Raw genomic sequence first — 22,812 nt, 5'->3', positions numbered from 1 at the left:
AGCCGCTCATTACCCGCGAGTTCTCACTTCGGGTGACCACGGGCCTCGACATCGCCCCGGCCGTGGACCCGGTCGTGGGCCGGGTCGTGGGCCCGGTCGTGTAACCGGGTCACGGGGTCGTGCGCCGGCCGCGACACGACCCTGGCCAGGGCCTCCACCACCGCCGGGTCGAAGTCGCGGGCCGTGCCCCGCCGCAGTCGCTCCAGCGCCCCGGGCCCGGCCGCGCCCCGGCCCTTCTGAGGGTTTCCCGGTGAACCGCCCGAGGAACCTCCCACCAATTCGGTGTAGGCGTTCACCGCCCGCACGATACGGGCCTCCAGCGGCTGCTCCCGGTACGGGTCCGCCTGCCGCTCCACGATCCTCGCCACCTCTTCCGGCACCCCTGCCTGCCGTACGACGCCGCCGCCCAGCAGCGCGATCCGCCGCCGCTCGGCTTCCGGCAGCGGCTCGGTGGCCCCGTCCGGCACCGGGTCGAGCAGCGACAGCTGCCCGATGTCGTGCATCAGCGCCGCGTACTCCAGCACGGTCAGCGACGGAGCCGGCAGCCGCAGCTCACGGCCGACGGCACGGCTGAGACCGGCGACCCGGCGGGCATGGCCCGCGGGGGTGTACCCCGCCGTCTCCGTCGTCCTGGCCAGCGAGGCGACCGTCTGGCGGCAGGTGGCCCGTATCGCGGCACAGCGGCGGAAGGAGTGCTGTACCAGCAGCAGCGGCACACAGAGCACCGGCAGCGCCCACAGCCCGGCCACGGCGACCGCCGGTGCCGTCACCGCCGCCGTCGCGCAGATCGCGGTCCCCACGCCGGGCAGCGCGCGCAGCTCATCGCGCAGCAGGGGCGTGAAGGGGCGGTCCGTACGGGCCCGGGCCAGGGCCGCGGCCAGCGCGGCGTCGCCGAGCGCGGCCAGCGCCAGGACGAGCAGCGAGGCGGCGACGAGCCAAGCGGGCGAGGCGGACAACCGGCCGGTGGGGTGAAGCGGTTGGCAGCAGATGGCGACGAAAGCGACGGTGAGCACCCGGCGCGCGGCGCGGTCGAGCTCGGCCGGGTACCCGAGGGCCGCGCGCGTCCCCAGGGCCAGGAGGGAGGCGGCCCCGACGACGGCCACGGTCTGGAGGACGCCGTACGTGACCGGCCTGCCGTCCAGCCGCCCCAGCACGGCATAGCCGAGGGCGGCCGCGGCGGCGACGGGCGCGGGCTCGCGCTCCCCGCCCTCCGGCTCGCCCGGCCGCTCGTGCGCCCCGCCCGCACCCCCGCCCGCGCCCGCGCGCGCGACCGGGCGCCCGTCCCACCGCACGGCCTCCCCCAGAGCGACGACCACCCCAAACGCAAGCGCCGCCCCCGGCTCCCGCACGCCCAGCCACCGCGTCCCCCAGAAGGCGGCCACGACCAGCACTCCCGCCGCCCCGTACACCGCGCCGAACGTGAGCCGCCCCCGCCCACCCAGCCCCCCTGAGCGTGCCCGGCGCCGTACCCCCACCCAGCGCGCAGCCCCGGGGCCACGCATTGCCCCCGGCCAGCGCATCGCCTTCACCCAACGCTTTGCCCGTGCCCAGCGCGCGTCCGCTGGCGGGCGCCCCGCTTCCGCCGGGCGCCCGGTCCCCGGCCCCGGCACGGCGCACCGCCACGGGCTCATGTCCCACCACCCCGGCGGGCGGGCCGCGGGGCGCTCAGCCCCTGGGACCGGGGGCCGTCCGGGCCCGGCTGCGGCACCGCCGCGCCAGGCACCGCGTCCGGCGCCGACGCGGCCTCGGGCAGTGGCGCGGGGGCGGGCGCAGGCGGGACGTTTCCGCGCCGGTCCGGTAGACGGGCCGGGCCACGGTCCGGTGCATGGGCAGGTGCGCGGCCCAGTGCATGGCCCCGCCCGCCCGGTCCGGGCAGCGGGCCCGCCGCGCCCGGCACACCCGACGCGCCCCGCACCACGTGGCGGGCGTCCTCCGGGAACGCGACGGACCAGCCGTGCCGGGTCAGGGCACGGGTCAGGGCGTTCACGATCCGGGGGTCGAACTGGGACCCCGCGCACCGCTTGAGCTCCTCCAGCGCCGCGGGCACCGGCCGTGCCCGCCGGTAGCTCCGGGTCGAGGTCATCGCGTCGAAGGCGTCCGCGACCGCCACCACCCTCGCCGCCTCCGGGATGTCCGCTCCGGCGAGCCCATAGGGGTAGCCGCTTCCGTCCAGGCGCTCATGGTGGTGGAGAACGGCTTCCCGCGCCTCTCCGAGGAAGCGGATGCCGCGCACCATCTCGTGCCCGTACTCGGGGTGGAGCTCGATCACGCGGCGCTCCTCGGGGGTCAGCGGACCGTTTTTGCGCAGCAGCCGGGTGGGGACGCCGAGCTTGCCCACGTCGTGCAGGACGCCCGCGACGCGCAGCGCCTCAATCCGGTCCCCGCTCATCCCCAGCTCGCGGGCGATCATGACGGAGGCTCGGCCGACCCGTTCGCTGTGGCCGCGGGTGTACCGGTCCTTGATGTCGACGGCCTGGACGAGGGCGCGGACGGTGGCCTGGTGGGCGGCGCGCTCCTGGTGGTGCAGCGCGAAGACGCGGGCGCAGACGTACATCGGCGGCAGCACGAGTAGTGCGGCGGGCGGCCCGTACGGGCTGCGCCAGAGGACCGCCATGGTCAGCCCGGCCAGGCCGTGCACCAGGTGGGGCAGGAGGGAGCACAGCACCCGGCCGCGCCAGGCGGCGCGCGGCGAGCGGCCCTCGGCCGTCACCAGCACGCCGCCTTCGAGGGCGGCGGCGGTCAGGGCCAGGGCGCACGCGGCTGCCGCCGCGGGCGCGAGGGCGCACGGAAAAACACCCTGCGCGAAGACACCCTGCGCACCGGCGTACGCGGCGAGGGGGGCGGCCAGGGCCTCCCTGCCGCCGCAGAGCCCGAAGACGAGCGAGGCGGCGTACGCGGCGAGGGCCAGCCGCGCGGCGCGCCACAGCCGCCGCACCCCGGCGGGGCGCCGCTCCACGGCGCCGAGCAGCGCGCCGGGCACCGCCACGAGCGCCGCGGCGGGCGCGGGCAGCAGAAAAGCCCCGGCCAGAAGCGCGGGGCCGCACCAGTCCGGCGACGCCGTCACGGCAGGCGTGACGACGGTCGGCGGGGGTGACAGAGGTGGGCGGGGGCGCGAAGGCGGTCGGCGGGCCCCCGCCGCGTAGAGCGCGGCGAGCAGCGCGGCCGTGGCCCACGGGACGTCCGCCGCGGGCCTCAGGGCCGGGGCGGCGCAGACCGCCGCCAGGAGCGCAGCGCTCACGACGTAGACGCGCGCCGCCAGAGGAACCGCCCGCATGCCCCCTCCTCCCCGTCCGTCGAACGGCTCCGGTCGGGGCCGTCAGATTGGGGAGGATAGAGCCGGACGCGCGGGGTTGGTCCGTATGGTCCGCCCGATTGCACACCTTCGGGTGACGATCGGGCGGGTTCAGCTGCTTCGGCGGGTTCAGCGGTCTCGGCGGATGCAGCCGCCTCGCTGACGCCCGCGCCAGAGCGAGCGGCCGGGCCGCGTGAGCGACGCGAGCGAGGCGACTAGTCCTGCGCGGGCGTCGGCGCGTTCGCCTCCGCGGTGACCTCCCGCTCCGGCACTCCCTCGCCGGAGCGGATCAGCTCGATGCGGCTCATGACCTTCGAGCGCAGGTCGCTGGGCACGTCGTCATGGCCGCAGCACCGCTTGACCAGCTTCTTCACGGCCTGCTCCAGGCCGTACTTCTCCAGGCAGGGGGAGCACTCGTGGAAGTGCACCTCGAGCTTGGCGCGGTCGACGTCGGGCATCTCGCGATCGAGGAACTCGTAGAGGTGGTCGAGGACCTCGGAGCAATCCGTCTCGTGCGGGTCTCCGCAGCTCATGAGTCCGCGCCTTTCCGATCGTTCGACTCGTCCGCCGCGGCGGGCGCGCCGGCCGGGACCAGCCCGCGCCCCCGGGCGTAGTCCTCGAGCAGACCGCGCAGCTGGCGGCGCCCACGGTGCAGCCGCGACATCACGGTACCGATGGGTGTCCCCATGATGTCGGCGATCTCCTTGTAGGCAAACCCCTCGACATCCGCGAGATAGACCGCGATGCGGAACTCCTCGGGGATGGCCTGGAGCGCTTCCTTGACGTCCGAGTCGGGGAGGTGGTCGAGCGCCTGCGACTCCGCGGAGCGCAGTCCGGTCGACATATGCGACTCGGCGCGGGCGAGCTGCCAGTCCTCAATCTCCTCGGCCGCGCTGCGCTGGGGTTCCCGCTGCTTCTTGCGGTACGAGTTGATGAAGGTGTTGGTCAGGATGCGGTACAGCCACGCCTTGAGGTTGGTGCCCTCACGGAACTGGTGGAAGGACCCGTACGCCTTCGCGTACGTCTCCTGCACCAGGTCCTCCGCGTCGGCCGGATTGCGCGTCATACGCAATGCGGCGGAGTACATCTGGTCGAGGAAGGTAAGGGCATCCCGTTCGAAGCGCGCGTTGCGCTCGACGTCCGTCTCCTGCGGCTGCCCGACCGGCCGGCCCTCGGTCACGCCGTCGGTCCCCGCGTCGGTGCCAGTGACCTGACCCACCTCCTCCGCCTTCGTGGCGAGGCCGCCGACTGCGGACCCGCTCGAATCGGAGAATAGACGACGATCCGGTCCGCCCGCCGCTTCGTTCCGGGCGGTCCACCCCGACTGCGGCTGCGACCAGTCCAGGTCGGCGGCGCGAGGGCGGGCCGGGCAAACGAGCGAACCCATACCGGGGACTCCTTCTGCTGGTGCGTGTACCTGAGCCTGCGTCTTGTCCTGATTCATATCGACGCCCCGTACAACACATGACCCCCCGGGCGCATTCCCAGGCCGCCCCCGCCGCCCCATTCGGCGCGTCCGCGCAGCTCAGAGCGGTACGCGGGCCAGCCATTCGGCCACGGCGCCGGTGATCCGGGCCAGCGCCTCCTCCTGGCCGATGTCCGCCTTCTTGGGCACGGCGAAGCCGTGGTCGCCGTGGGGGATCCCGACCAGCTCCGTCCCGGCGGGCAGCTCGGGGAACTCCTCGGGGCGGCCGAACGGATCGCGGTCGCCCTGGACCACCAGCGTCGGCAGCCCGGCGCCCAGCAGCTCCGCGGCCCGGGACCGCTCCGGCTTGCCCGGCGGGTGCAGCGGGAAGGACAGCGCCAGCACGGCGCTCGCGCCCAGCTCGCGCGCCGTACGGCAGGCCACCCGCGCCCCGGCGCTGCGACCGCCCGCGACGACCGGGAGCCCGGGCTTCTCCAGCGCGGGCCACAGCGCGCGCCACCCGGTGTCCAGGGTCTTCGGCGCGGGCGCGACCTTCTTGCCCGCCACCCGCCACGGCTGCTCGACCAGCGCGACGCTGACGCCCAGCGGCGGCAGCGCGGCGGCCAGGGCCCGCAGGTCACGCGCCTCGATCCCGCCCCCGGCGCCGTGGCTCACGGCCAGTACGGCGCGGGCTTGGGGGGCGTGGTGCCAGGTGACGCGGGCGTCCCCGGCGGGGGTCGGCACGGTCTCGGCCGTGGTCGTTTCGCTCTGGGCTGATTGCTCGGTCTGTTCGGCGCTCACATGCCCATCCTGCCGCGTCCGGGCGGCCGCGCCCGGAAGGCCGGTCAGAAGAGCGTGCCCGCCTCGGGGGCCTCCAGCTCGGCCACCAGCTCCGGGCCGTTGTTGCGTACGTCACTGACGGCCGTGGCGACCGGGTAGGCGCGCAGCAGCCCCGCGGGCGGCGGGGCGAGCAGCGGGCGCAGCTCCTCGGGGTCGGTGCGGGAGGGGTCCAGCCACTGTGCCCAGCGGTCCTCGGTGAGCACCAGCGGCATCCGCGGATGGATGTCGGCCAGCGACCGCGGCCCCCCGCCGGTGTCGTCCCTGCCCTCGCCCACCAGGGGGAACGGCTCCTTCTCCGCCTCGGTCGTGATGACCGCGCAGGTCACCCACCAGGCCCGCGGGTGGTCGTCCGGCAGGGTCCGGTCCCGCCAGAACTCGTACAGCCCCGCCATGGCCATCACCGAGCCGTCCACCGGGGTCACGAAGTAGGGCTGCTTGCGCGGCCGCTTCCGCTTCCCCTGCTCCTCCAGCTGCCGCTCCCCCGAGCCGGTGACCCACTCGTAGTAGCCGTCGGCGGGCAGCAGACAGCGGCGCGAGGCGAAGGGGCGGCGGTAGGAGGGCTTCTCGTGCACCGTCTCGGCCCGCGCGTTGATCATCTTCACGCCGGTGTCCGGCGATTTGGCCCAGGACGGCACCAGCCCCCACTTGAGCGCCCTCAGCTGGCGGACCGGGCTCGGATCGTCGGCGGCGGAGTCTTTGAGGGGGCGTTCCAGCACCGCGTACACGCCCTTGGTGGGCGCGACGTTCCAGTCAGGGGCCAGCGTCTCCTCCGGCTCCCACTTCTGCACCCCGAAGATACCGACGAGGTCCTCGGGCTTCCGGCTCGCTGCGTATCGACCGCACATAGGTGCCACACTGCCACGACGCCCACGGCCGGTGACGCCGGGCCGCCGAAACCGAGCGGCCACGAAAGCACGTACTGAAGAGCAGAAGCAGCGAAGACGGACGCGAGGAGTCTCCCGCACATGGACAGCACGAACGCCGCCGATCTGTGGGACCGCGTCGTCGGCACCCAGCCGGACCCCACCACCTGGCTGGTCGCCGCCACCGGGATCGTCGCGCTCTCGGTGGTCGTCTCCCAGGTCGCCTGGCGGATCGCCCGCAACGCCATCACCATCGCCCACGAGGGCGGCCACGGTCTGGTCGCGCTGCTCAGCGGGCGGCGGCTGGACGGCATACGTCTGCATTCGGACACCTCGGGGCTGACCGTCTCGCGCGGCAAGCCCACCGGTCTCGGCATGATCCTCACCGCCGCCGCCGGCTACACCGCGCCCTCCCTGCTCGGCCTGGCGGGCGCGTGGCTGCTGGCCGCGGGCCACATCACCGCGCTGCTGTGGGGGACGACGGCGCTGCTGGCGCTGATGCTCGTCATGATCCGCAACGCGTACGGCGTGCTCACCGTGGTCGTCTCCGGGGCCGCCTTCTTCCTCGTCTCCTGGCTGACCGGGCCGGACGTGCAGGCGGCCTTCGCCTACGTCGTGGTGTGGTTCCTGCTGCTGGGCGGCGTCCGCCCGCCGTTCGAGCTGCAGCGCAAGCGCCGCTACTCGGGGGCGTACGACTCGGACCCCGACCAGCTGGCGCGGCTGACCAACGTCCCGGCCGCGGTCTGGCTGCTGCTCTTCCACGTGGTCTCGCTGAGCTCGCTGATCGGCGGCGGCCGCTGGCTGCTGGGGGTGTGACCCGCGGCGCCGCTGCGCCGTGAGCCGCCTCCTGGGCTGTCGGTGAGCCGCCTCCTCGGCTGTCCGTAAGCCGCCTCCTCGGCTGTCCGTAAGCTGTCCCTACCAGCGGCGTGTTTCGACTGGGTTTCGCCGTTTTTGATCAGGAATCCCACTCTCGGCGAGCCACTAAAGTGAGAGCCATGACCGGCATTGAGACCCCCTCGGGCGCGTACGCCGCCCACTGGCCCGCTCCGCTCGCCGACGGAGCGGTCGACGCGACCGTCACCGTGCCCGGATCCAAGTCGGTCACCAACCGCGGCCTGATCCTGGCCGCGCTCGCCGCCGAGCCTGGCTGGCTGCGCCGCCCGCTGCGCTCCCGCGACACCCTTTTGATGGCCGAGGCGCTGCGCGCCCTGGGCGTGGGCATCGAGGAGACCGTGTCCGACGGCTCTCAGGGCGCGCCGGGCTCCGAGGGCGGCGGAGAGGCCTGGCGGGTCATCCCGGCGGGCCTGCACGGCCCGGCCACGGTCGACGTCGGCAACGCCGGCACGGTGATGCGCTTCCTGCCGCCGGTCGCGGCGCTGGCCGACGGCCCGGTGCGGTTCGACGGCGACCCGCGCTCGCACGAGCGCCCGCTGCACGGTGTGATCGACGCCCTGCGCGCGCTCGGCGCCCGGATCGACGACGACGGCCGCGGCGCGCTGCCGATGACCGTGCACGGCGGCGGGGCGCTGGACGGCGGCCCGGTGCGCATCGACGCCTCCTCCTCGTCGCAGTTCGTCAGCGCGCTGCTGCTGTCCGCGCCGCGCTTCAACCAGGGCGTCGAGGTGCGCCACGTGGGCGCCGCGCTGCCCTCGCTGCCGCACATCCGGATGACGGTCGACATGCTGCGGGCCGCGGGCGCGGCCGTGGACGCCCCGGAGGCGGGCGGCGAGCCGAACGTGTGGCGGGTGTCGCCCAGCGCCCTGCTGGGCCGCGACCTGGTGGTCGAGCCCGACCTGTCCAACGCGGCGCCGTTCCTGGCGGCGGCCCTGGTCACCGGCGGCCGGGTGACGATCCCTGACTGGCCGGAGCGCACCACCCAGCCCGGCGACTCGCTGCGCCGGATCTTCACCGACATGGGCGGCTCCTGCGAGCTCACCGACGCCGGACTGACCTTCACCGGCAGCGGCCGGATCACCGGCATCGACGCCGATCTGCACGAGGTGGGCGAGCTCACCCCGGTGATCGCGGCGGTGGCGGCGCTGGCCGACTCCGAGTCCTCGCTGCACGGCATCGCGCATCTGCGGCTGCACGAGACCGACCGGCTCGCGGCCCTGGCCAAGGAGATCAACGAGCTCGGCGGCGATGTCACCGAGACCGCCGACGGGCTGCGCATCCGCCCACGCCCGCTGCACGGCGGGGTCTTCCACACCTACGAGGACCACCGGCTGGCCACCGCGGGCGCGGTCATCGGCCTGGTCGTTACGGGCGTACAGATCGAGAACGTGGGCACCACGGCCAAGACCCTGCCCGACTTCCCCGGGCTGTGGACCGGCATGCTCGACGCGGCGACGGCCCCCGCGCGGAGAGCCTGAGGCGCCCCCGCCATGCGCCGCTACGGCAAGCACACCGACGAGGACGACGTCCGGGTCCGCCCCAACCGCAGGGGCAACCGCCCCCGCACCAGCATCCGCCCCAAGCACGAGGACGCCGCCGAGGGCTTTGTGCTGACCGTCGACCGCGGCCGGCTGACGGTCCTGGTCGAGGACCGCACGATCATCGCCATGAAGGCCCGCGAGCTGGGCCGCAAGGGCGTGGTGGTCGGGGACCGGGTCGCGGTGGTCGGGGACCTGTCGGGCGCCAAGGACACCCTCGCGCGGATCGTACGGGTCGAGGAGCGCTCGTCGGTGCTGCGCCGTACCGCGGATGACGACGACCCGTTCGAGCGGGTGGTCGTCGCCAACGCCGACCAACTGGCCATCGTCACCGCGCTCGCCGACCCCGAGCCGCGCCCGCGGCTGATCGACCGCTGTCTGGTCGCCGCCTTCGACGCCGGGCTGTCCCCGCTGCTGGTCCTGACCAAGTCCGACCTCGCCCCGGCGGCCCCCCTCCTGGAGGCCTACGGGCCGCTCGGCGTCCCCTACGTCGTCACCAACCGCGAGGAACTCGCCGACGGAGACGCGGCCGACCGGGTGCGCGAGCTGCTCACGGACAAGGTCACGGTCTTCTTCGGGCATTCGGGCGTCGGCAAGACGACCCTGGTCAACGCCCTGGTGCCGGAGCACAAACGGGCCACCGGCCGGGTCAACGCGGTCACCGGCCGCGGCCGTCACACCACCACCTCCGCGCTCGCGCTGCCGCTGCCCGGCGGCGACGGCTGGGTGATCGACACTCCGGGCGTACGGTCCTTCGGGCTGCACCATGTGGACCCCGCGCGGGTCATCCACGCCTTCCCGGACCTGGAGCCGGGCACCGAGGGCTGTCCGCGCGCCTGCAGCCACGACGAGCCGGACTGCGCGCTGGACCAGTGGGTCGCCGACGGCCACGCCGATCCGGCCCGGCTCTACTCCCTGCGGCGGCTGCTGGCCACGCGGGAGCGGCGGGAAGGGGACTGACCCCGCCCGCCGATCCGACGTTTACCGCCCGCCACGGAAGGTAAATGGATATTCACACCGGGGCTACCCGGGGCAACTCCAGGCGAGCGGAACAACAGTCCTCGACAACAGCACGGGAGGACTCAGTGTGACTCCTCCCCCTCCCGCAGGAGGGGGCTTCTCACTCGGCCGCCACGGCAGCCTCATGACGGCCAAGCCCTGACCGGCACCTTTTGACGGTGCGATACACAGTGTAGCCAAGTGGTGGCGCTCCGCGCCAAGCGTAGAGGAGATTCGATGGCGTGGCTGCTGGTCGTGGTCGCCGGGCTTCTCGAAACGGGCTTCGCCGTCTGTCTCAAGCTCTCGCACGGCTTCACCAGACTCTGGCCCACCATCGCCTTCTGCGCCTTCGCGCTGGGCAGCTTCGGCCTGCTGACGCTCTCTTTGAAGAAGCTGGACGTGGGCCCGGCGTACGCGGTGTGGACGGGCATCGGCGCGGCCGGGACCGCGATCTACGGCATGGTCTTCCTCGGCGACCTGGTCTCCACGCTCAAGATCATCTCCATCACGCTGGTGATCGTCGGCGTGATCGGGCTCCAGCTCTCCGGTTCGGCGCACTAGGCCCGCTCCGGGCCTCGTTCAGGCCAACGCCCCGCGCACCAGGCTCTCCACCTCCTCCTCCGACACGGGCGCGACCACGTACGACAGCGCCAGGCGCACGGCCGTCTCGCAGGCCCGGGTCAGTTCCGCGGCCCCGCCCTGCGGCCAGACGCCCGCCAGCAGGCGCACCGCGCGGTCCCTGATCTGCCCCAGGAGCTCGACGGGCGAGGGCGGCGGGTCCAGGGTGCCCGGGCGCCGCGCCGAGAGGACTCCGGCGCGGGCCGGCGAGGGCAGCCGTTCGTCCCAGCAGCCGGTGAGCACCGCTCGCACCAGGGGGTTCGCGGCCGCCGCCCGTACGGTCCAGCCGGCCGCGGCGGCCAGCCGCTCGTTCGGGCCGGCGGCGCCGGTCGCTCCGGACAGCGCCCGTTCCACGCCGGTCAGATACGCCTCGGCCTCGCGGCGCACCAGAGCGCGCGCGAGCCCGTCCTTGCTGCCGAACTCGTTGTAGAGCGTCTGCCGCGAGACCCCGGCCGCCACGGCCACATCGACCATGCGGACCACCGCCCAGGGGCGGTCGGCGAGCGCGGTGAAGGCCGCGTCGAGTAAGGATTCACGTGCTGCGGGCATCGTCGCCTCCCAGGCCATCCGTCCCATCGGGCGGCACGTGCGGACAGAATTGACGCACCGCCAGGTGGTGTCAATAGCCACGGCGTACGCCCCCGGCGCCCCCGTCCGGCCGTGGTCGTGTGGATCGGCCGATTCCCTGTCGATACTGTTCGGCCATGCCCGACTACCACGATGACCTGCGTTTCGCCCATGTACTCGCCGATACCGCCGACGCCACCACCATGGAGCGATTCAAGGCGCTCGACCTCAAGGTCGAGACGAAACCCGATATGACGCCGGTCAGCGAGGCCGACAAGGCGGCCGAGGAGCTGATCCGCACCTCCCTGCAGCGCGCCCGGCCGCGGGACGCGGTGCTGGGCGAGGAGTTCGGCAGCGAGGGCAGCGGTCCGCGCCGCTGGGTCGTGGACCCGATCGACGGCACCAAGAACTATGTGCGCGGGGTGCCGGTCTGGGCCACCCTGATCGCGCTCATGGAGCGCGGCGAGGGCGGCGACCGGCCGGTGGTCGGGGTGGTGTCGGCGCCGGCGCTCGGCCGCCGCTGGTGGGCGGCCGAGGGGCTGGGGGCGTACACGGGCCGGAGCCTGTCGTCCGCGAGCCGGCTGGCGGTGTCGCGGGTGGCGCGGCTGGAGGACGCGTCGTTCGCGTACTCCTCGCTCAGCGGCTGGGAGGAGCGCGGCAGGCTGGACGGCTTCCTCGAGCTGACCCGGGCCTGCTGGCGGACGCGTGGCTACGGCGACTTCTGGCCGTACATGATGGTCGCCGAGGGGTCGGTGGACCTGTGCGCCGAACCGGAGCTGTCGCTGTGGGACATGGCGGCGAACGCGATCATCGTCCAGGAGGCGGGCGGCCGCTTCACGGGGCTCGACGGGGTGCCGGGGCCGCTCAGCGGGGACGCGGCGGCGTCGAACGGGCTGCTGCACGGCGAACTGCTGAACTACCTGGGCGGCTAGGGGCCGTCGGGGCCCCGGACCGGCTCGTGCGTCAGGGGGTACGGGGGCGCGTCAAGCGGCAGATCGGCTTCCGCACGCCTCTTGTAGTCACCCGCACCCCCATGTGAACATGTGAATCCGCGCGCTTGTGAACTTGTGCAGCTCCGCATCCCCGCGCGGCGCCACGGTGTTCGCAGCGCACGCAGTTCCCGCAGCGCCCCCAGTCCCGCAGCGCACGCAGTTCCCGCAGTGCACGCGGCCCCCGCAGTAAGGATTCACCAAGGAGGTGGCACGACCATGTCCCCACCCATGCTCGTCCGCGACGCCATGAGCCCACTGGTCCTCACCATCGGCCCCGCCCACACCCTCCGCCAGGCCGCCCGGCTGATGTCCGCGCGACGCGTCGGCTCGGCGGTCGTGCTGGACCCCGATACCAGCGGGCTCGGCATCCTGACCGAGCGCGACGTCCTCAACTCGCTGGGCGCGGGCCAGGACCCGGACCGCGAACGAGCCCATGCCCACACCACCTCCGACGTCGTCTTCGCCGCCCCGGGGTGGACGCTCGACGAGGCGGCGCGCGCGATGTCCCACGGCGGCTTCCGCCATCTGATCGTCCTGGAGGCGGGCGATCCGGTGGGCGTGGTGTCGGTGCGCGACATCATCCGCTGCTGGACCGGCGCACGACAGCCGGCTCCCGCCCTGGCGGGGTGACTCCGGCCCTCCCGGCTTGGACGGTGTCTAAGTCGAGAACCACTGGAGAGTGATACGAGATCTGGCCATGGACCGGTCCGCTGCTACTCTTGCCTTATCTGACTGATAGGTGAATGGCATGAGTGACCTGCTGGAACGGCTCCGGGGACGCGGCTGGCGGCTGACGGCCCAGCGACGTGTCGTCGCCGAGGTCCTCGACGGGGAGCATGTGCACTACACCGCCGATGAGGTACACGCCCTCGCGGCCGCCCGTCTGCCGGAGATCTCGCGCGCGACGGTGTACAACACCCTCGGGGAGCTGGTCTCGCTCGGCGAGGTGCTCGAGGTCAGCACGGACGGCCGGGCCAAGCGCTACGACCCGAACGCCCACCACGCGCATCAGCACCTGATCTGCGCGCGGTGCGGCACCATCCGCGATGTCCACCCCTCCGGCGATCCGCTGGCCGACCTCCCGGCGGAGGAGCGCTTCGGTTTCACGGTCTCGGAGGTCGAGGTCACCTACCGCGGACTGTGCCCCGACTGCGCGGCCGCATAAGCCCTCGGGCGGCCGCCCGGTCCCGGCACACGGGCGCGACACGAAGGGCCCGGATCCTTGAGGATCCGGGCCCTTCGCCTTGGTAGCGGGGACAGGATTTGAACCTGCGACCTCTGGGTTATGAGCCCAGCGAGCTACCGAGCTGCTCCACCCCGCGTCGATGTGACGCAATAGTAGCCACACGGCGACGGCTGGGGCAAATCGCGGGGAGAGGGGCCGGCGGGGTTACGCCGTGAGCTCCTGCTGCAGGGCGTCGCGCAGCCGGGCCGCGCGCTCGGCCACCTCCGCGGGGCCCAGCTCGACCGCGCGGGCGCACCAGCGCTGGCCCTCGGACAGGGCGCCGCGGCGGGCCGCGAGCAGGGCCAGGCGCAGCGCGGCGCGGCCGTGGCCGGCCTCGGCGGCGCGGGTCCACCACAGGGCCGCCTCCGGCTCGCTGCCCTCACGGGCGAGCAGCAGACCCAGGTTGAAGGCGCCGTTGCTGCTGCCCGCCTCGGCGGCCTCGCGGTACCAGCGGGCGGCCTCCACCACATCGCCCCGTGCGGCCGCGAGCATGCCCATGCGCACCTGGGCGCGGCGGTGGCCCTGGCGGGCGGCGCGCTCGTACCACTCTTCGTATTCGGGGTATTCGGGCACGGCCGGCTCCGTCTCGGCGCGCCCCAGGGACCCGCGCGGCGCTCCCCCGTCGGCGGACGGCCGGTCCAGCAGCGCGCCCAGCCGGAAGGCGGCCTCCGCGCTGCCGCCCCCGGCAGCGCAGCGCAGATGGCGCTCGGCCTCGCGGCCGTCGCCCTCGCGCAGCAGGGCAATGCCGACCTGGAGCGCCGCCTCGGTGTGCCCGGCGGCGGCGGCCCGCTCGTACCACTGCTGGGCGGCCCGCTCCTCGCCCCGGCCGGCGTGCAGGATGCCCAGGTTGAACGCGGCGTCCACGCTGCCGGCCTCGGCGGCCTTGGAGAACCACGGCTCGGCGCCGGCCGCGTCGCCGCGCTGCAGCAGCATCACGGCCACGGCGTTGGCGGCCTCGCGGTGCCCGGCGTAGGCGGCGCGGCGGTACCACTGCTCGGCCTGGGCGGCGCGGCCCTGCTCGGCGCAGAGCAGCCCCAGGTTGTAGGCGCCGTTGATGTCCCCGGCGTCCAGGGCGGCGCGGTACCAGCGCTCGGCGGTCTGTGTCTCGCCGCGGTCGGCGTGCAGGGCGCCCAGCGCGTTGGCCGCGTTGCCGTCGCCGTCCTGGGCGGCGCGGTGCCACCAGACAGCGGCGCTGTCGGTGTCGCCCGCGTCACGCAGCAGGAAGCCGAGCGCGCAGGCGGCGCGGGCCTCGCCGTCCTTGGCGGACGTCAGGTACCAGCGGCCCGCTTCCTTGATCTCGCCGCGCTTCTCCAGGAGCGTGCCGAGGTGGAGGGCGGCCCGGCGGTGGCCGCGCGCGGCGGCCTGCCGGTACCACTGCTCGGCCTCCGACTCGGCGCCGGGACCGGCGCGCCCTCTGGCGGCCTCGTCCTCGCGCTTGTCGAGGATGCGGGCGAGGCGGTACGAGGCCTCGCGGTGGCCGCGCTCGGCGGCGGACCGGAACCAGCGCTCGGCGCCGATGTCGCTGCGGTGCTCGAGCAGGTCCGCGAGGGCGTACGCGCCCAGGGCGTGCCCGGACTCGGCGGACTGGCGCAGCCAGTACTCGGCGGCCGGCTCGTCGCCGCGCTCGCGGTGGTGGCGGCCGAGGGCGTGGGCCGCGGCGGCGGACCCGGCGACTGCGGCGACGCGCCACCAGCCGGCCGCCTCGTCCGCGTAGCCGCGCTGGTGGAGGAGGACACCGAGGTTGTTGGCCGCGGCGCGGTCCCCCGCCGCGGTGGCCGCGCGCAGATGCGGCTCGGCACCGTCGAGATCGCCGCGGCGCAGCAGCAGCGAGCCCAGGGCGCTCATCGACGCGATGTCGCCGGACTCGGCGGCCCGGCGGTGCCGGGTCTCTTCCTCGTCCTCGGCACCGTCGTGCGGATGCGCAAAACGCCCTGTCTCCAACAGACTGACCCTGTCCCCCATAAATTCCATCGTGGCATCACCTGCAACCCGGGTACACCTTGGTATACCGCAGCCGGTGAGGTCACTTCAGCGTTTTGTCGACATGCCCACAGAGAGACAACCCAAACGCTTGTATCGCGATTCTTTGGGTGGACATCCCGCTGGACACACGACGAGGCCCGGATCCTTTCGGATCCGGGCCTCGTCTGTCAGTAGCGGGGACAGGATTTGAACCTGCGACCTCTGGGTTATGAGCCCAGCGAGCTACCGAGCTGCTCCACCCCGCGTCGTTGTGCCTCTACGTTACCACGGCGCGGAGTGGCCGCCGCTCGGGTGTTCGCCCGAGCGGCGCCCCGGCTTCCTCAGGTGTCCTCTCTTCTCGCCTTGTCGTCGGCCTTGTCGGCGGATTGACCCTGCTTCTGGTCCTGCTGCCCGGCGCCCTGGCTCTGGCCCTGCTTCTTGGCGGCCTCCGCCTCGGCCTTGGCGGCCCGGTCCAGCGCGTCCTTCAGGGCCTTCTGGGCCTTGCCGTAGGCCGTCCAGTCCTGCGGGTCCTTCTTGAGCGCGTCCTGGGCGTCCTGGTAGGCCTTCGCGGCATCCTTCAGGGCCTGCTCGACCGTGGCGTCACCGGCCGGTGGCTTGGCCGTGTCGTCACCGCCACCGCCACCGCCGCCGTTGTCCTGGCCGTCGTCCGTCGAGTCCGATGGTTCGCTCTGATCGAAGACCACGTCCAGCGCCTTGCTGAGCGAGCTCTCAAGGGCGGTCTTGTTCCCGTAGCTGACCAGCACCTGCCGCAGCAGCGGCAGGTCCGTACTGGCGCCGCGCAGATAGACCGGCTCGACGTACAGCAGGCCGCCCCCGAGGGGGACCGTCAGCAGATTGCCGTACTCGATCTCCGAATCGCCCCTCTTGAGGATGTTGAGCGTATTGGCGATCTTGTCATCGGAGTTGAAGTTGGCCTGCACCAACTGTGGACCTGGCACACCGGTGTCGGACGGCAGCTTCAGGATTCTGATCTTGCCGTAGCTGTCGCTCTCCGAGTCCGCGTCCACCGCCACGAACGCGCCGAGGTTGTCCCGGCCCTTGGGGGTGAGCGTCGTCGTCAGCGAGAACGTCTGCTTCTTCTGGTCCGGCATCTTCATGCTCAGGTAGTACGGCGGGACCGAGTTGCCCTTGTTGGTCGGGTCGTCCGGCACCTGCCACACCTCACTGCCGCTGTAGAACGTCACCGGGTTGGTGACGTGGTAGCGGGTGAGCAGTTCGCGCTGCACCTTGAACAGGTCCTGCGGATAGCGCAGATGCTCCATCAGGCTGTCGCTGATCGCGCTCTTGGGCTTGACCGTGCCCGGAAACGCCTTCTTCCAGGTCTTCAGCACCGGGTCCTTGGTGTCCCACTCGTAGAGCGTGACCTTGCCGTCGTAGGCGTCGACGGTCGCCTTGACCGAGTTCCGGATGTAGTTGACGTTGTTCTGCTGGGCGACGACCGACCGCTCGCCGTCTTGGTCGTTGAGCGAGTCCGCGGTCGTGTCGCCCAACGTCGTACGCGACGCGTACGGATACCCGTTCGTCGTCGTGTAGGCGTCGACTATCCACTTGATCCGGCCGTCGACCACCGCCGGATAGGCGTCGCCGTCGATGGTCAGCCACGGGGCGACCGCCTCGACGCGCTCCTTGGGCGTGCGGTTGTAGAGGATCCGCGAACCGTCCCCTATGGCCCCGGAGTACAGGATCTGGGGCTCACTGAAGGTCAGCGCGTACGCGGCACGGGTGATCGGGTTGGACAGCTTGACGCCGCTGTCGCCCTGGTACCGGTAGGTCTTCTCACCCTTGCGGCTGGAGTAGTCCAGCTCCTTCTGCGGACCGCCGACGATCGAGTACTGGGTGGTCTTCTCGCCGTAGTAGATCCGCTGCTCGTACTCCGGGAGCTGGCCCCTGGCGGGCAGGTCCTCCTCGATGAAGTCCGGGGCGCCGCGCCGCGTCGTGGACGTCGTGGTGCCCTTGGCCGCGACCGCGCCGTACCCGTGGGTGTACTTGAAGTGGTCGTTGATCCAGTTGTGTTCGGGGATGCCGCTCGCGTTCAGCTCGCGCAGACCGATGACGGTGTCCTGTTCCTTGCCGTCCGGGGTCTTGTAGCGGTCCACGTCCAGGGTGTGGGGGAAGCTGTAGTAGTCCTTGACCTTCTGGAGCTGCTGGAAGGTCGGGGAGACCACGTTCGGATCGAGCAGCCGCAGGCTCGCCGTGGTGTCGGCCTCGGCACGCAGCTGCTTGCGGTCCGCGTTCTTGGACGCCTCGCCCTCGTAGTCCGTCACCTCGGAGTCGTCGAGGCCGTACGCCTTGCGCGTGGCCTCGATGTTCTTCTCGATGTACGGCGCTTCCTTGGCCTGCTCGTTGGGCTGGACCTGGAACTTCTGCACGATCGCCGGGTAGAGCCCGCCGATCAGGATCGCCGAGAGCACCATCAGGCCGAAGCCGATGACGGGCAGCTGCCAGGTGCGCCGCCACAGCGTCGCGAAGAACAGCACCGCGCAGATCGCCGCGATGCAGAAGAGGATCGTCTTCGCGGGCAGATAGGCGTGGGCGTCCACATAGCGCAGACCCGTCCAGTTGCTCGTCGCCTTGAAATCGCTCGACTTCACCGCCAGGCCGTACCGGTCGAGCCAGTACGCCACGGCCTTGAGGGAGACGAAAACGCCCAGCAGCACCGACAGATGGCCGGTGGCCGCGCCGGTCGCGCGGGCGCCCGGGCTGGTGACGCGCAGCCCCCCGTAGAGGTAGTGCACCAGCGCGGCGGCGACCAGCGAGAGCACCGTCGCCGCGAAGCCGAAGCTCAGCAGGAAGCGGTACCAGGGCAGATCGAAGGCGTAGAACGCGACGTCCTTGTGGAACTGCGGATCGTACTGGTGGAACGGCACCCCGTTGACCCACAGCAGCCACGTCCGCCACTGGCCGGACGCGGACGCGCCCGCGATCAGCCCGACCAGCACGGTGACCGCCAGCAGCACCCACTTCTTGTAGGGGGCGATGCCCATGCGGTAACGGTCCAGGCTCTGCTGCTCCAGCGACATCGCGCTCAGCGGCGGCCGCAGCCGGTGCGCCAGCCAGATGTTGATCCCGACGGCCAGGGCCATCAGGAAGCCGAAGACGAAGAACAGCCCGATCTTGGTCCACAGGGTGGTGGTGAAGACCGAGGAGTAGTGGACCGAGCGGTACCAGAGCCAGTCGGTCCAGTACCCGGCGAACATGACGAAGAGCATGGCCAGCACGGCCAGCACACCCAGGGTCATGAGCAGGGTCCGGACTCGCCGGGACGGTCGGCCGACTCTGATCCGCGGCCCTGTCGGGCCTCCGCCGCGGTCCGGCATCTGGAAAGCCAAGGTGCGCACCTCGAAGTTCGCTGTCGACTGAGCGGGTCCGGGCAGTAGGACCCAATGGAGCAACTTACTCAGGCTTTACTCAGTTCCCGTTTCCGGGTCCGATCAGGGCACGATATGACCCATGTCGAACGTTCCCCCCGCCTCCGGGCCGCTGGCCGCCAATCCGCTGACCCGTGCCGTCCTCGAGATCGACGAGTACGCCGCCGGGCTCGGCTGGGACCGCCCGGCCCGCCTCTTCGCCCTCGTCGACACCGCGCGGCTGCGCGCCCAGGAGCCGGGCCTCGCCGCCCAGCTCGGGCTCGACGAGGAGACCGAAAGCGCCCCCGCCGCCTCGCTCACCCCCATCGAACAGGACGAGCTGCCCGCCGACACCCCCCTGGACGAGTTCCTGGCCACCATCGCCTGGCCCGACGCGGTGGCCGGCTGCGCGCTGACCGTCGAGCGGCTGATGCTCCCGCCGTCCGCCGAGGGCTCCATGCCCGAGGGCCTGGACGAGAAGCAGCTGACGGCATGGGTCGCGGCCCATCCCGAGCGCCAGGAGGTCCGTATGACGGTCGCGGTGCTGCGGGACGGGGGGCGCGAGGCGGCGGTGCGGCTGCGCGAGAAGGACTCGCCCACCGACGTGCTCACCGGCGCCGATCTGGTGCCGGGGCTGGCCGAGGCGCTGGCCGCCACCTTCGCCGACTGAGGTCCGCGCCCGGCGCCTGGCCTGCGCGCCCGGCAGGCGACGGCCGCGCCTGGCCGGTGGTGGCCGCGCCCGGCGCCTGGCCTGCGCGTCCAGCGGTGACCGCCCGCGGGGCGGCGGCCCCGCGGCATCGCCCCGACGGCGGCTCCCTGGCGGCGCGCGGTCGCCGGGGCCGGTCCGCCGGGGGCCGGTCCGCGGGGGCCGCCGCTCAGCTCCTGGTGCGGTTCAGCTCTTCGTGCACTTGGGCAGCGCGGCGGTGTCCCCCTCGCGGATCTGCTTCAGGGCCTTCACCGCCCCCTTGAGGGTGTGCACCTTGACCAGCGTGAGGCCGTCGGGCGTGTCCTCCGCGGCCGCCGCACAGTTCTCCTGGGGCGTGAGGAAGTACTCCGCGCCCGCGTCCCGCGCCCCGATGGTCTTCATCTGGATCCCGCCGATCGGACCGACGACGCCCCTGTCGTCGATGGTGCCCGTGCCCGCGATGAACTTCCCGCCGGTCAGGTCGCCCGGCGACAGCCTGTCCACGATCCCCAGCGCGAACATCAGCCCGGCGCTCGGCCCGCCCACGTCGGCCAGCTTGATGTCGATCTTCAGCGGGAAGGTGTAGTCGACCCCGGCCTGGATGCCGACGATCGCCCGGCCGTCCTCCGCCTTCTCGGTGGTGACGGTGACCGACTTCCGCGCCGTGGGCTGCTGGTTCTTCTTCTCCGCGGCGGCCGCGTCCTTGGCCGGGACGATCGAGAAGGTCACCTTCTCGCCGGGCTTGTGCTTGGTGATCAGCTTGGCGACGTCCTCAGGGGCGCGCACCGCCGAGCCGTCCACCTCCTTGATCACATCGCCCGCGTGCAGCCGGCCCTGGGCCGGCTTGTCCCGCTGCACGACACCCACGATGACGTGGGAGTCGACCCGCTTGCCCAACTGCCTGAGCGCCGCCACCTTGGCGCTCTCCTGGGACTGGGTGAACTCCTCGGCGTTCTCCTGGTTCACCTCGTCCGGCGTCTTGTCGTCCGGGTAGAGGGTGCTGTGCGGCACCACCACGTCGTCGTGTGCCAGCCAGCCGTAGACGGCCTCGACGAGGTTCATCTTGTACTCGGAGCCGGTGACGCGCACCGTCGTCATGTTCAGGTGCCCGCCGGTGGTCGCGCACCCCTTGTGCCCGGAGATCTGCAGCACGCACTCGCCCTTGTGGGAGCCCAGGGTGTTGTAGGTCGGGCCAGGCGACATCTCCGCGTACGGCACCGGGATCAGCGCCCCGGCGCAGAGCAGCGCGATCAGCGTCAGAAGGGAGGCGAGCATCGTCGCGGTGCGGCGTGGCATGGAACGACAGTACGGGACACGCCCGTCAGTCCACCGCCCGGGCCGTCCGTACGAGCCGACGACGACTAGGCAGCATCCGAATCGGAATGCGCGCGCTCCATCGCCTCACGAAACCGCGCATACCCGGCGAGCTCGGCGACATCCCCGGTCTTGCGGGTACGCGAGGCCCAGGCGGTATAGAGCACGGCGGCCAACGCGGCCAGAACCGGAATGAGCAACCACAGAAGCACACCCACGGCGGCCTCCCATCCCCTGACACAACCGCGACTGACAGATGAGCAGATTAATCCTCCGCCAGGTCAACGCTCAGGGCAGGGTGCGGGTTACGCAATCGGAGTACACCCTTCCGGGGTACATATCCCCCCGCCCGCCCCGCTCCCCTTGCGCTACGCGCCCATCTGCCCTAGGCGCCCACCCGCCCTCCCGTCGCCCGACCGCCACCCCTCAACGAGGCGCTACGCGCCCACCCGCCCTCCCGTCGCCCGACCGCCACCCCTCAACGAGGCGCTACGCGCCCACCCATTCTTCTGTCCCGTCCGCGAAGGTCTGGTGCTTCCAGATCGGGACCTCGCTCTTGAGGTCGTCGATCAGGCGGCGGCAGGCCGCGAAGGCCTCGGCGCGGTGCGGGCAGGCCACGGCCACGACCACGGCCAGGTCCCCGACCGCGAGGTCCCCGACCCGGTGCACCGCGGCGAGCGCCCGCACCGGGAAGTCCGCCGCCACCTTCTCGGCCACACGGCGCAGCTCCGCCTCCGCGGTGGGGTGGGCGGAGTAGCCGAGGGCACCCACGTCGGCGCCCCCGTCGTGGTCGCGCACGGTGCCGACGAACAGCGCGGTGCCCCCCGCGGCGGGGTCGCCGACCGCCCCGAACACCTCGTCGACGGACAGGGGGGTGTCACGGATCGCGAGCAGGCGGATCGGATCGGCGGCCGCCAGCTCGCCCGGATGGTCGTACCTACGTCCCATGCGCCCCATCGTGCCCCACGCGCCCACGCCATGGAATGCCGGATCCCGGAACACGGTTTCCGCTCACGCCCTGCGGCGCGCCTTACGGGCGCGGCGGACGATCGCCGCGGTGCCCACCAGAGCCACCGTCGCGCCCGCGGCGCCCAGCGTCGTGGCGTCCTTGCGTCCGAGCCGCCGCCCGGCGACCGTGTGGCGGCCGGAGACCTCCTCCAGCAGCTCGGCGAGGACCTCCTCGTTCGTCCAGCGCGGACGCCAGCCCGCCTCGTGCAGCCTGCTGCCGCTGACCGCCCAGGGGTGCATCGTGTACGCCAGGTCGCCCGCCGGGGAGGGGGTCAGGCCCAGCCGGTGCAGCCGGGACGCCGCGCCGAGCGCGACCGCCGAGGGCAGCTCCATGCGCCGGATGCCGGACAGCTCCTCGACCTCCTCCTGCTCCAGCCAGCCGTCGCAGCCGACGGCCAGCTCGCCCTCGACCTTCTCCAGGGCGGCGTACTCCAGCGCGCCGACCAGGTCCTCGACATGGCAGAACTGCCAGGTGGGCCGGGAGCCGGCGACCACCAGGAGGCGCGGCGACTCGAAGTAGCGGGTGAGCGCGGTGTCCGTGCCGCCGACCAGGATGGCGGGGCGTACGACGGTGACGTTCAGGCCGGGGTGTGCCCTCGGCGCGCGCTGGGCGAGCCGTTCGATCTCCAGCAGGTCCCCGACGCCTGTGGCCTCCGCCGTGGCGCGCAGCTCCGCGTCCTCGGCGAGCGGCACATCGTTGTCGGGCAGCGCCCCGTAGACCATCGCAGAGGTGCACAGCACCACGCGGCGCACCCCGGCGGCCGCGGCGGCGGTCAGGACGGTCTGGGTGCCGCGCACGTTGTAGGCCGTACGGGCGGCCGGGTCGGTGCCCAGGTCGAGGTCGACGGCGAGGTGGACGACGACGTCGGCCCCCCGCAGCTTGTCGGCGATGGCAGGGTCGCGCACGTCCAGGACGTGCCACTGCGCCTCGGTCACATCGCCGCGGCGCTCGTCGATGGCCAGGACGTGCTTGGTCTCGTCGGATTCGGCGAGCCGCTGCGTGAGCAGGGCTCCGGCGCCCGACGCGGCGCCGGTGACCGCGACGACAGGGCGTCGTGCGGTGCGCGGCGGATCGTTTCGCGCTGCGCGAACTTCTCGGTCTGGGGAACTCACCGGGCGTCTCCAGCGGTTGTCTTCAGTACGCAGCGCACTGACGCATACGTACCAGGTGACGTCCATCCTGCCGCAGGCCCGCTATCAGCGAAGCACTGAGCCCGCAAACCGGCGAGGTGTCTAGGCTGG

General features: G+C 72.7%; 21 protein-coding genes and 2 tRNA genes. 8 read left to right on the top strand and 15 right to left on the bottom strand.

Annotated features, from left to right (window positions below):
* Positions 1-23: 23 nt before the first annotated feature.
* The 6 genes from ACFZDL_RS25500 to ACFZDL_RS25475 all read right to left on the bottom strand — a co-directional run bounded on the left by ACFZDL_RS25500 (position 24) and on the right by ACFZDL_RS25475 (position 6,382).
* Positions 24-1,409: an HD domain-containing protein gene (locus ACFZDL_RS25500; RefSeq protein ID WP_353592468.1), complete on the bottom strand. Its 1,386-nt coding sequence runs from the start codon at positions 1,407-1,409 to the stop codon at positions 24-26.
* A 218-nt stretch (positions 1,410-1,627) separates the two neighbouring features.
* The gene (locus ACFZDL_RS25495) at positions 1,628-3,274 is read right to left on the bottom strand and encodes an HD-GYP domain-containing protein (RefSeq protein ID WP_353592467.1); all 1,647 of its coding nucleotides are present in this window, start codon (positions 3,272-3,274) and stop codon (positions 1,628-1,630) included.
* 233 nt (positions 3,275-3,507) lie between these two features.
* Complete coding sequence (gene rsrA / locus ACFZDL_RS25490; RefSeq protein ID WP_353592466.1) at positions 3,508-3,825, bottom strand: mycothiol system anti-sigma-R factor; 318 nt, start codon at positions 3,823-3,825, stop codon at positions 3,508-3,510.
* Complete coding sequence (locus ACFZDL_RS25485; RefSeq protein WP_014176604.1) at positions 3,822-4,511, bottom strand: sigma-70 family RNA polymerase sigma factor; 690 nt, start codon at positions 4,509-4,511, stop codon at positions 3,822-3,824. Before ACFZDL_RS25485 ends, rsrA begins: the two co-directional genes overlap by 4 nt.
* 306 nt (positions 4,512-4,817) lie before the next feature.
* The gene (locus tag ACFZDL_RS25480) at positions 4,818-5,498 is read right to left on the bottom strand and encodes an alpha/beta family hydrolase (protein WP_353592465.1); all 681 of its coding nucleotides are present in this window, start codon (positions 5,496-5,498) and stop codon (positions 4,818-4,820) included.
* A 44-nt stretch (positions 5,499-5,542) separates the two neighbouring features.
* Positions 5,543-6,382, bottom strand: a complete 840-nt coding sequence (locus tag ACFZDL_RS25475; RefSeq protein WP_353592464.1) for an SOS response-associated peptidase — start codon at positions 6,380-6,382, stop codon at positions 5,543-5,545.
* Positions 6,383-6,502: 120 nt separating this feature from the next.
* Here ACFZDL_RS25475 and ACFZDL_RS25470 point away from each other — a divergent pair, with 120 nt between their 5' ends.
* The 4 genes from ACFZDL_RS25470 to ACFZDL_RS25455 all read left to right on the top strand — a co-directional run bounded on the left by ACFZDL_RS25470 (position 6,503) and on the right by ACFZDL_RS25455 (position 10,392).
* On the top strand, positions 6,503-7,216 hold the full coding sequence (locus ACFZDL_RS25470; RefSeq protein ID WP_353592463.1) for a M50 family metallopeptidase: 714 nt from the start codon (positions 6,503-6,505) through the stop codon (positions 7,214-7,216).
* Positions 7,217-7,395: 179 nt separating this feature from the next.
* The gene (gene aroA, locus ACFZDL_RS25465) at positions 7,396-8,772 is read left to right on the top strand and encodes a 3-phosphoshikimate 1-carboxyvinyltransferase (protein WP_353592462.1); all 1,377 of its coding nucleotides are present in this window, start codon (positions 7,396-7,398) and stop codon (positions 8,770-8,772) included.
* A gap of 12 nt (positions 8,773-8,784) precedes the next feature.
* The gene (gene rsgA, locus ACFZDL_RS25460) at positions 8,785-9,792 is read left to right on the top strand and encodes a ribosome small subunit-dependent GTPase A (RefSeq protein WP_353592461.1); all 1,008 of its coding nucleotides are present in this window, start codon (positions 8,785-8,787) and stop codon (positions 9,790-9,792) included.
* A gap of 276 nt (positions 9,793-10,068) precedes the next feature.
* Entirely contained in the window at positions 10,069-10,392 is a 324-nt protein-coding gene (locus ACFZDL_RS25455; protein ID WP_138913911.1) for a multidrug efflux SMR transporter, read from the top strand.
* An 18-nt stretch (positions 10,393-10,410) separates the two neighbouring features.
* On the opposite strand, the gene ACFZDL_RS25450 is transcribed toward ACFZDL_RS25455, so the two are convergent.
* Positions 10,411-10,998, bottom strand: a complete 588-nt coding sequence (locus ACFZDL_RS25450) for a TetR family transcriptional regulator (RefSeq protein WP_353592460.1) — start codon at positions 10,996-10,998, stop codon at positions 10,411-10,413.
* A 155-nt stretch (positions 10,999-11,153) separates the two neighbouring features.
* Here ACFZDL_RS25450 and hisN point away from each other — a divergent pair, with 155 nt between their 5' ends.
* From hisN to ACFZDL_RS25435, 3 genes are all read left to right on the top strand, one after another.
* The gene (hisN, locus tag ACFZDL_RS25445) at positions 11,154-11,948 is read left to right on the top strand and encodes a histidinol-phosphatase (RefSeq protein WP_353592459.1); all 795 of its coding nucleotides are present in this window, start codon (positions 11,154-11,156) and stop codon (positions 11,946-11,948) included.
* Between the two features lie 288 nt (positions 11,949-12,236).
* A complete protein-coding gene (locus ACFZDL_RS25440; RefSeq protein ID WP_353592665.1) occupies positions 12,237-12,638 on the top strand; it encodes a CBS domain-containing protein in 402 nt (133 codons plus the stop codon).
* Positions 12,639-12,756: 118 nt separating this feature from the next.
* Entirely contained in the window at positions 12,757-13,173 is a 417-nt protein-coding gene (locus ACFZDL_RS25435) for a Fur family transcriptional regulator (protein ID WP_353592458.1), read from the top strand.
* A gap of 80 nt (positions 13,174-13,253) precedes the next feature.
* Here the strand turns inward: ACFZDL_RS25435 and ACFZDL_RS25430 are convergent.
* The 4 genes from ACFZDL_RS25430 to ACFZDL_RS25415 all read right to left on the bottom strand — a co-directional run bounded on the left by ACFZDL_RS25430 (position 13,254) and on the right by ACFZDL_RS25415 (position 18,533).
* Positions 13,254-13,330, bottom strand: a tRNA-Met gene (locus tag ACFZDL_RS25430).
* A gap of 68 nt (positions 13,331-13,398) precedes the next feature.
* Complete coding sequence (locus ACFZDL_RS25425) at positions 13,399-15,204, bottom strand: tetratricopeptide repeat protein (protein ID WP_353592457.1); 1,806 nt, start codon at positions 15,202-15,204, stop codon at positions 13,399-13,401.
* A gap of 183 nt (positions 15,205-15,387) precedes the next feature.
* Positions 15,388-15,461 (bottom strand) — tRNA-Met (locus ACFZDL_RS25420).
* Between the two features lie 75 nt (positions 15,462-15,536).
* Entirely contained in the window at positions 15,537-18,533 is a 2,997-nt protein-coding gene (locus ACFZDL_RS25415; RefSeq protein ID WP_353592664.1) for a UPF0182 family protein, read from the bottom strand.
* Between the two features lie 133 nt (positions 18,534-18,666).
* Between ACFZDL_RS25415 and ACFZDL_RS25410 the strand changes: the two genes are divergently transcribed.
* The gene (locus ACFZDL_RS25410) at positions 18,667-19,233 is read left to right on the top strand and encodes a PPA1309 family protein (protein ID WP_353592456.1); all 567 of its coding nucleotides are present in this window, start codon (positions 18,667-18,669) and stop codon (positions 19,231-19,233) included.
* 222 nt (positions 19,234-19,455) lie between these two features.
* Here the strand turns inward: ACFZDL_RS25410 and ACFZDL_RS25405 are convergent, their stop codons facing one another.
* From ACFZDL_RS25405 to ACFZDL_RS25390, 4 genes are all read right to left on the bottom strand, one after another.
* Positions 19,456-20,544, bottom strand: coding sequence for a PDZ domain-containing protein (locus ACFZDL_RS25405; protein ID WP_353592455.1), 1,089 nt, complete (start codon positions 20,542-20,544; stop codon positions 19,456-19,458).
* A gap of 65 nt (positions 20,545-20,609) precedes the next feature.
* Complete coding sequence (locus tag ACFZDL_RS25400) at positions 20,610-20,780, bottom strand: hypothetical protein (RefSeq protein WP_179284916.1); 171 nt, start codon at positions 20,778-20,780, stop codon at positions 20,610-20,612.
* Positions 20,781-21,051: 271 nt separating this feature from the next.
* Positions 21,052-21,510 (bottom strand): molybdenum cofactor biosynthesis protein MoaE, encoded by a 459-nt coding sequence (locus ACFZDL_RS25395; protein WP_353592454.1) that lies wholly within the window; start codon positions 21,508-21,510, stop codon positions 21,052-21,054.
* Between the two features lie 63 nt (positions 21,511-21,573).
* Entirely contained in the window at positions 21,574-22,683 is a 1,110-nt protein-coding gene (locus ACFZDL_RS25390) for an SDR family oxidoreductase (RefSeq protein WP_353592453.1), read from the bottom strand.
* Positions 22,684-22,812 lie beyond the last annotated feature (129 nt).

Source organism: Streptomyces sp. NPDC007917 (assembly GCF_042959105.1).
Lineage (GTDB): Bacteria > Actinomycetota > Actinomycetes > Streptomycetales > Streptomycetaceae > Streptomyces.
Note: the sequence above shows the minus strand (reverse complement) of the source record. Positions and strands in the feature narration are given on the sequence as shown.

Bases quoted from the DNA above. Each gene is read 5' to 3' on its own strand.
- ACFZDL_RS25495 (WP_353592467.1), bottom strand. From the start codon at position 3,274: ATGCGGGCGGTTCCTCTGGCGGCGCGCGTCTACGTCGTGAGCGCTGCG.
- rsrA (WP_353592466.1), bottom strand. From the start codon at position 3,825: ATGAGCTGCGGAGACCCGCACGAGACGGATTGCTCCGAGGTCCTCGAC.
- ACFZDL_RS25475 (WP_353592464.1), bottom strand. From the start codon at position 6,382: ATGTGCGGTCGATACGCAGCGAGCCGGAAGCCCGAGGACCTCGTCGGT.
- ACFZDL_RS25470 (WP_353592463.1), top strand. From the start codon at position 6,503: ATGGACAGCACGAACGCCGCCGATCTGTGGGACCGCGTCGTCGGCACC.
- aroA (WP_353592462.1), top strand. From the start codon at position 7,396: ATGACCGGCATTGAGACCCCCTCGGGCGCGTACGCCGCCCACTGGCCC.
- rsgA (WP_353592461.1), top strand. From the start codon at position 8,785: ATGCGCCGCTACGGCAAGCACACCGACGAGGACGACGTCCGGGTCCGC.
- ACFZDL_RS25455 (WP_138913911.1), top strand. From the start codon at position 10,069: ATGGCGTGGCTGCTGGTCGTGGTCGCCGGGCTTCTCGAAACGGGCTTC.
- ACFZDL_RS25450 (WP_353592460.1), bottom strand. From the start codon at position 10,998: ATGCCCGCAGCACGTGAATCCTTACTCGACGCGGCCTTCACCGCGCTC.
- hisN (WP_353592459.1), top strand. From the start codon at position 11,154: ATGCCCGACTACCACGATGACCTGCGTTTCGCCCATGTACTCGCCGAT.
- ACFZDL_RS25440 (WP_353592665.1), top strand. From the start codon at position 12,237: ATGCTCGTCCGCGACGCCATGAGCCCACTGGTCCTCACCATCGGCCCC.
- ACFZDL_RS25435 (WP_353592458.1), top strand. From the start codon at position 12,757: ATGAGTGACCTGCTGGAACGGCTCCGGGGACGCGGCTGGCGGCTGACG.
- ACFZDL_RS25425 (WP_353592457.1), bottom strand. From the start codon at position 15,204: ATGGAATTTATGGGGGACAGGGTCAGTCTGTTGGAGACAGGGCGTTTT.
- ACFZDL_RS25415 (WP_353592664.1), bottom strand. From the start codon at position 18,533: ATGCCGGACCGCGGCGGAGGCCCGACAGGGCCGCGGATCAGAGTCGGC.
- ACFZDL_RS25410 (WP_353592456.1), top strand. From the start codon at position 18,667: ATGTCGAACGTTCCCCCCGCCTCCGGGCCGCTGGCCGCCAATCCGCTG.
- ACFZDL_RS25405 (WP_353592455.1), bottom strand. From the start codon at position 20,544: ATGCCACGCCGCACCGCGACGATGCTCGCCTCCCTTCTGACGCTGATC.
- ACFZDL_RS25395 (WP_353592454.1), bottom strand. From the start codon at position 21,510: ATGGGACGTAGGTACGACCATCCGGGCGAGCTGGCGGCCGCCGATCCG.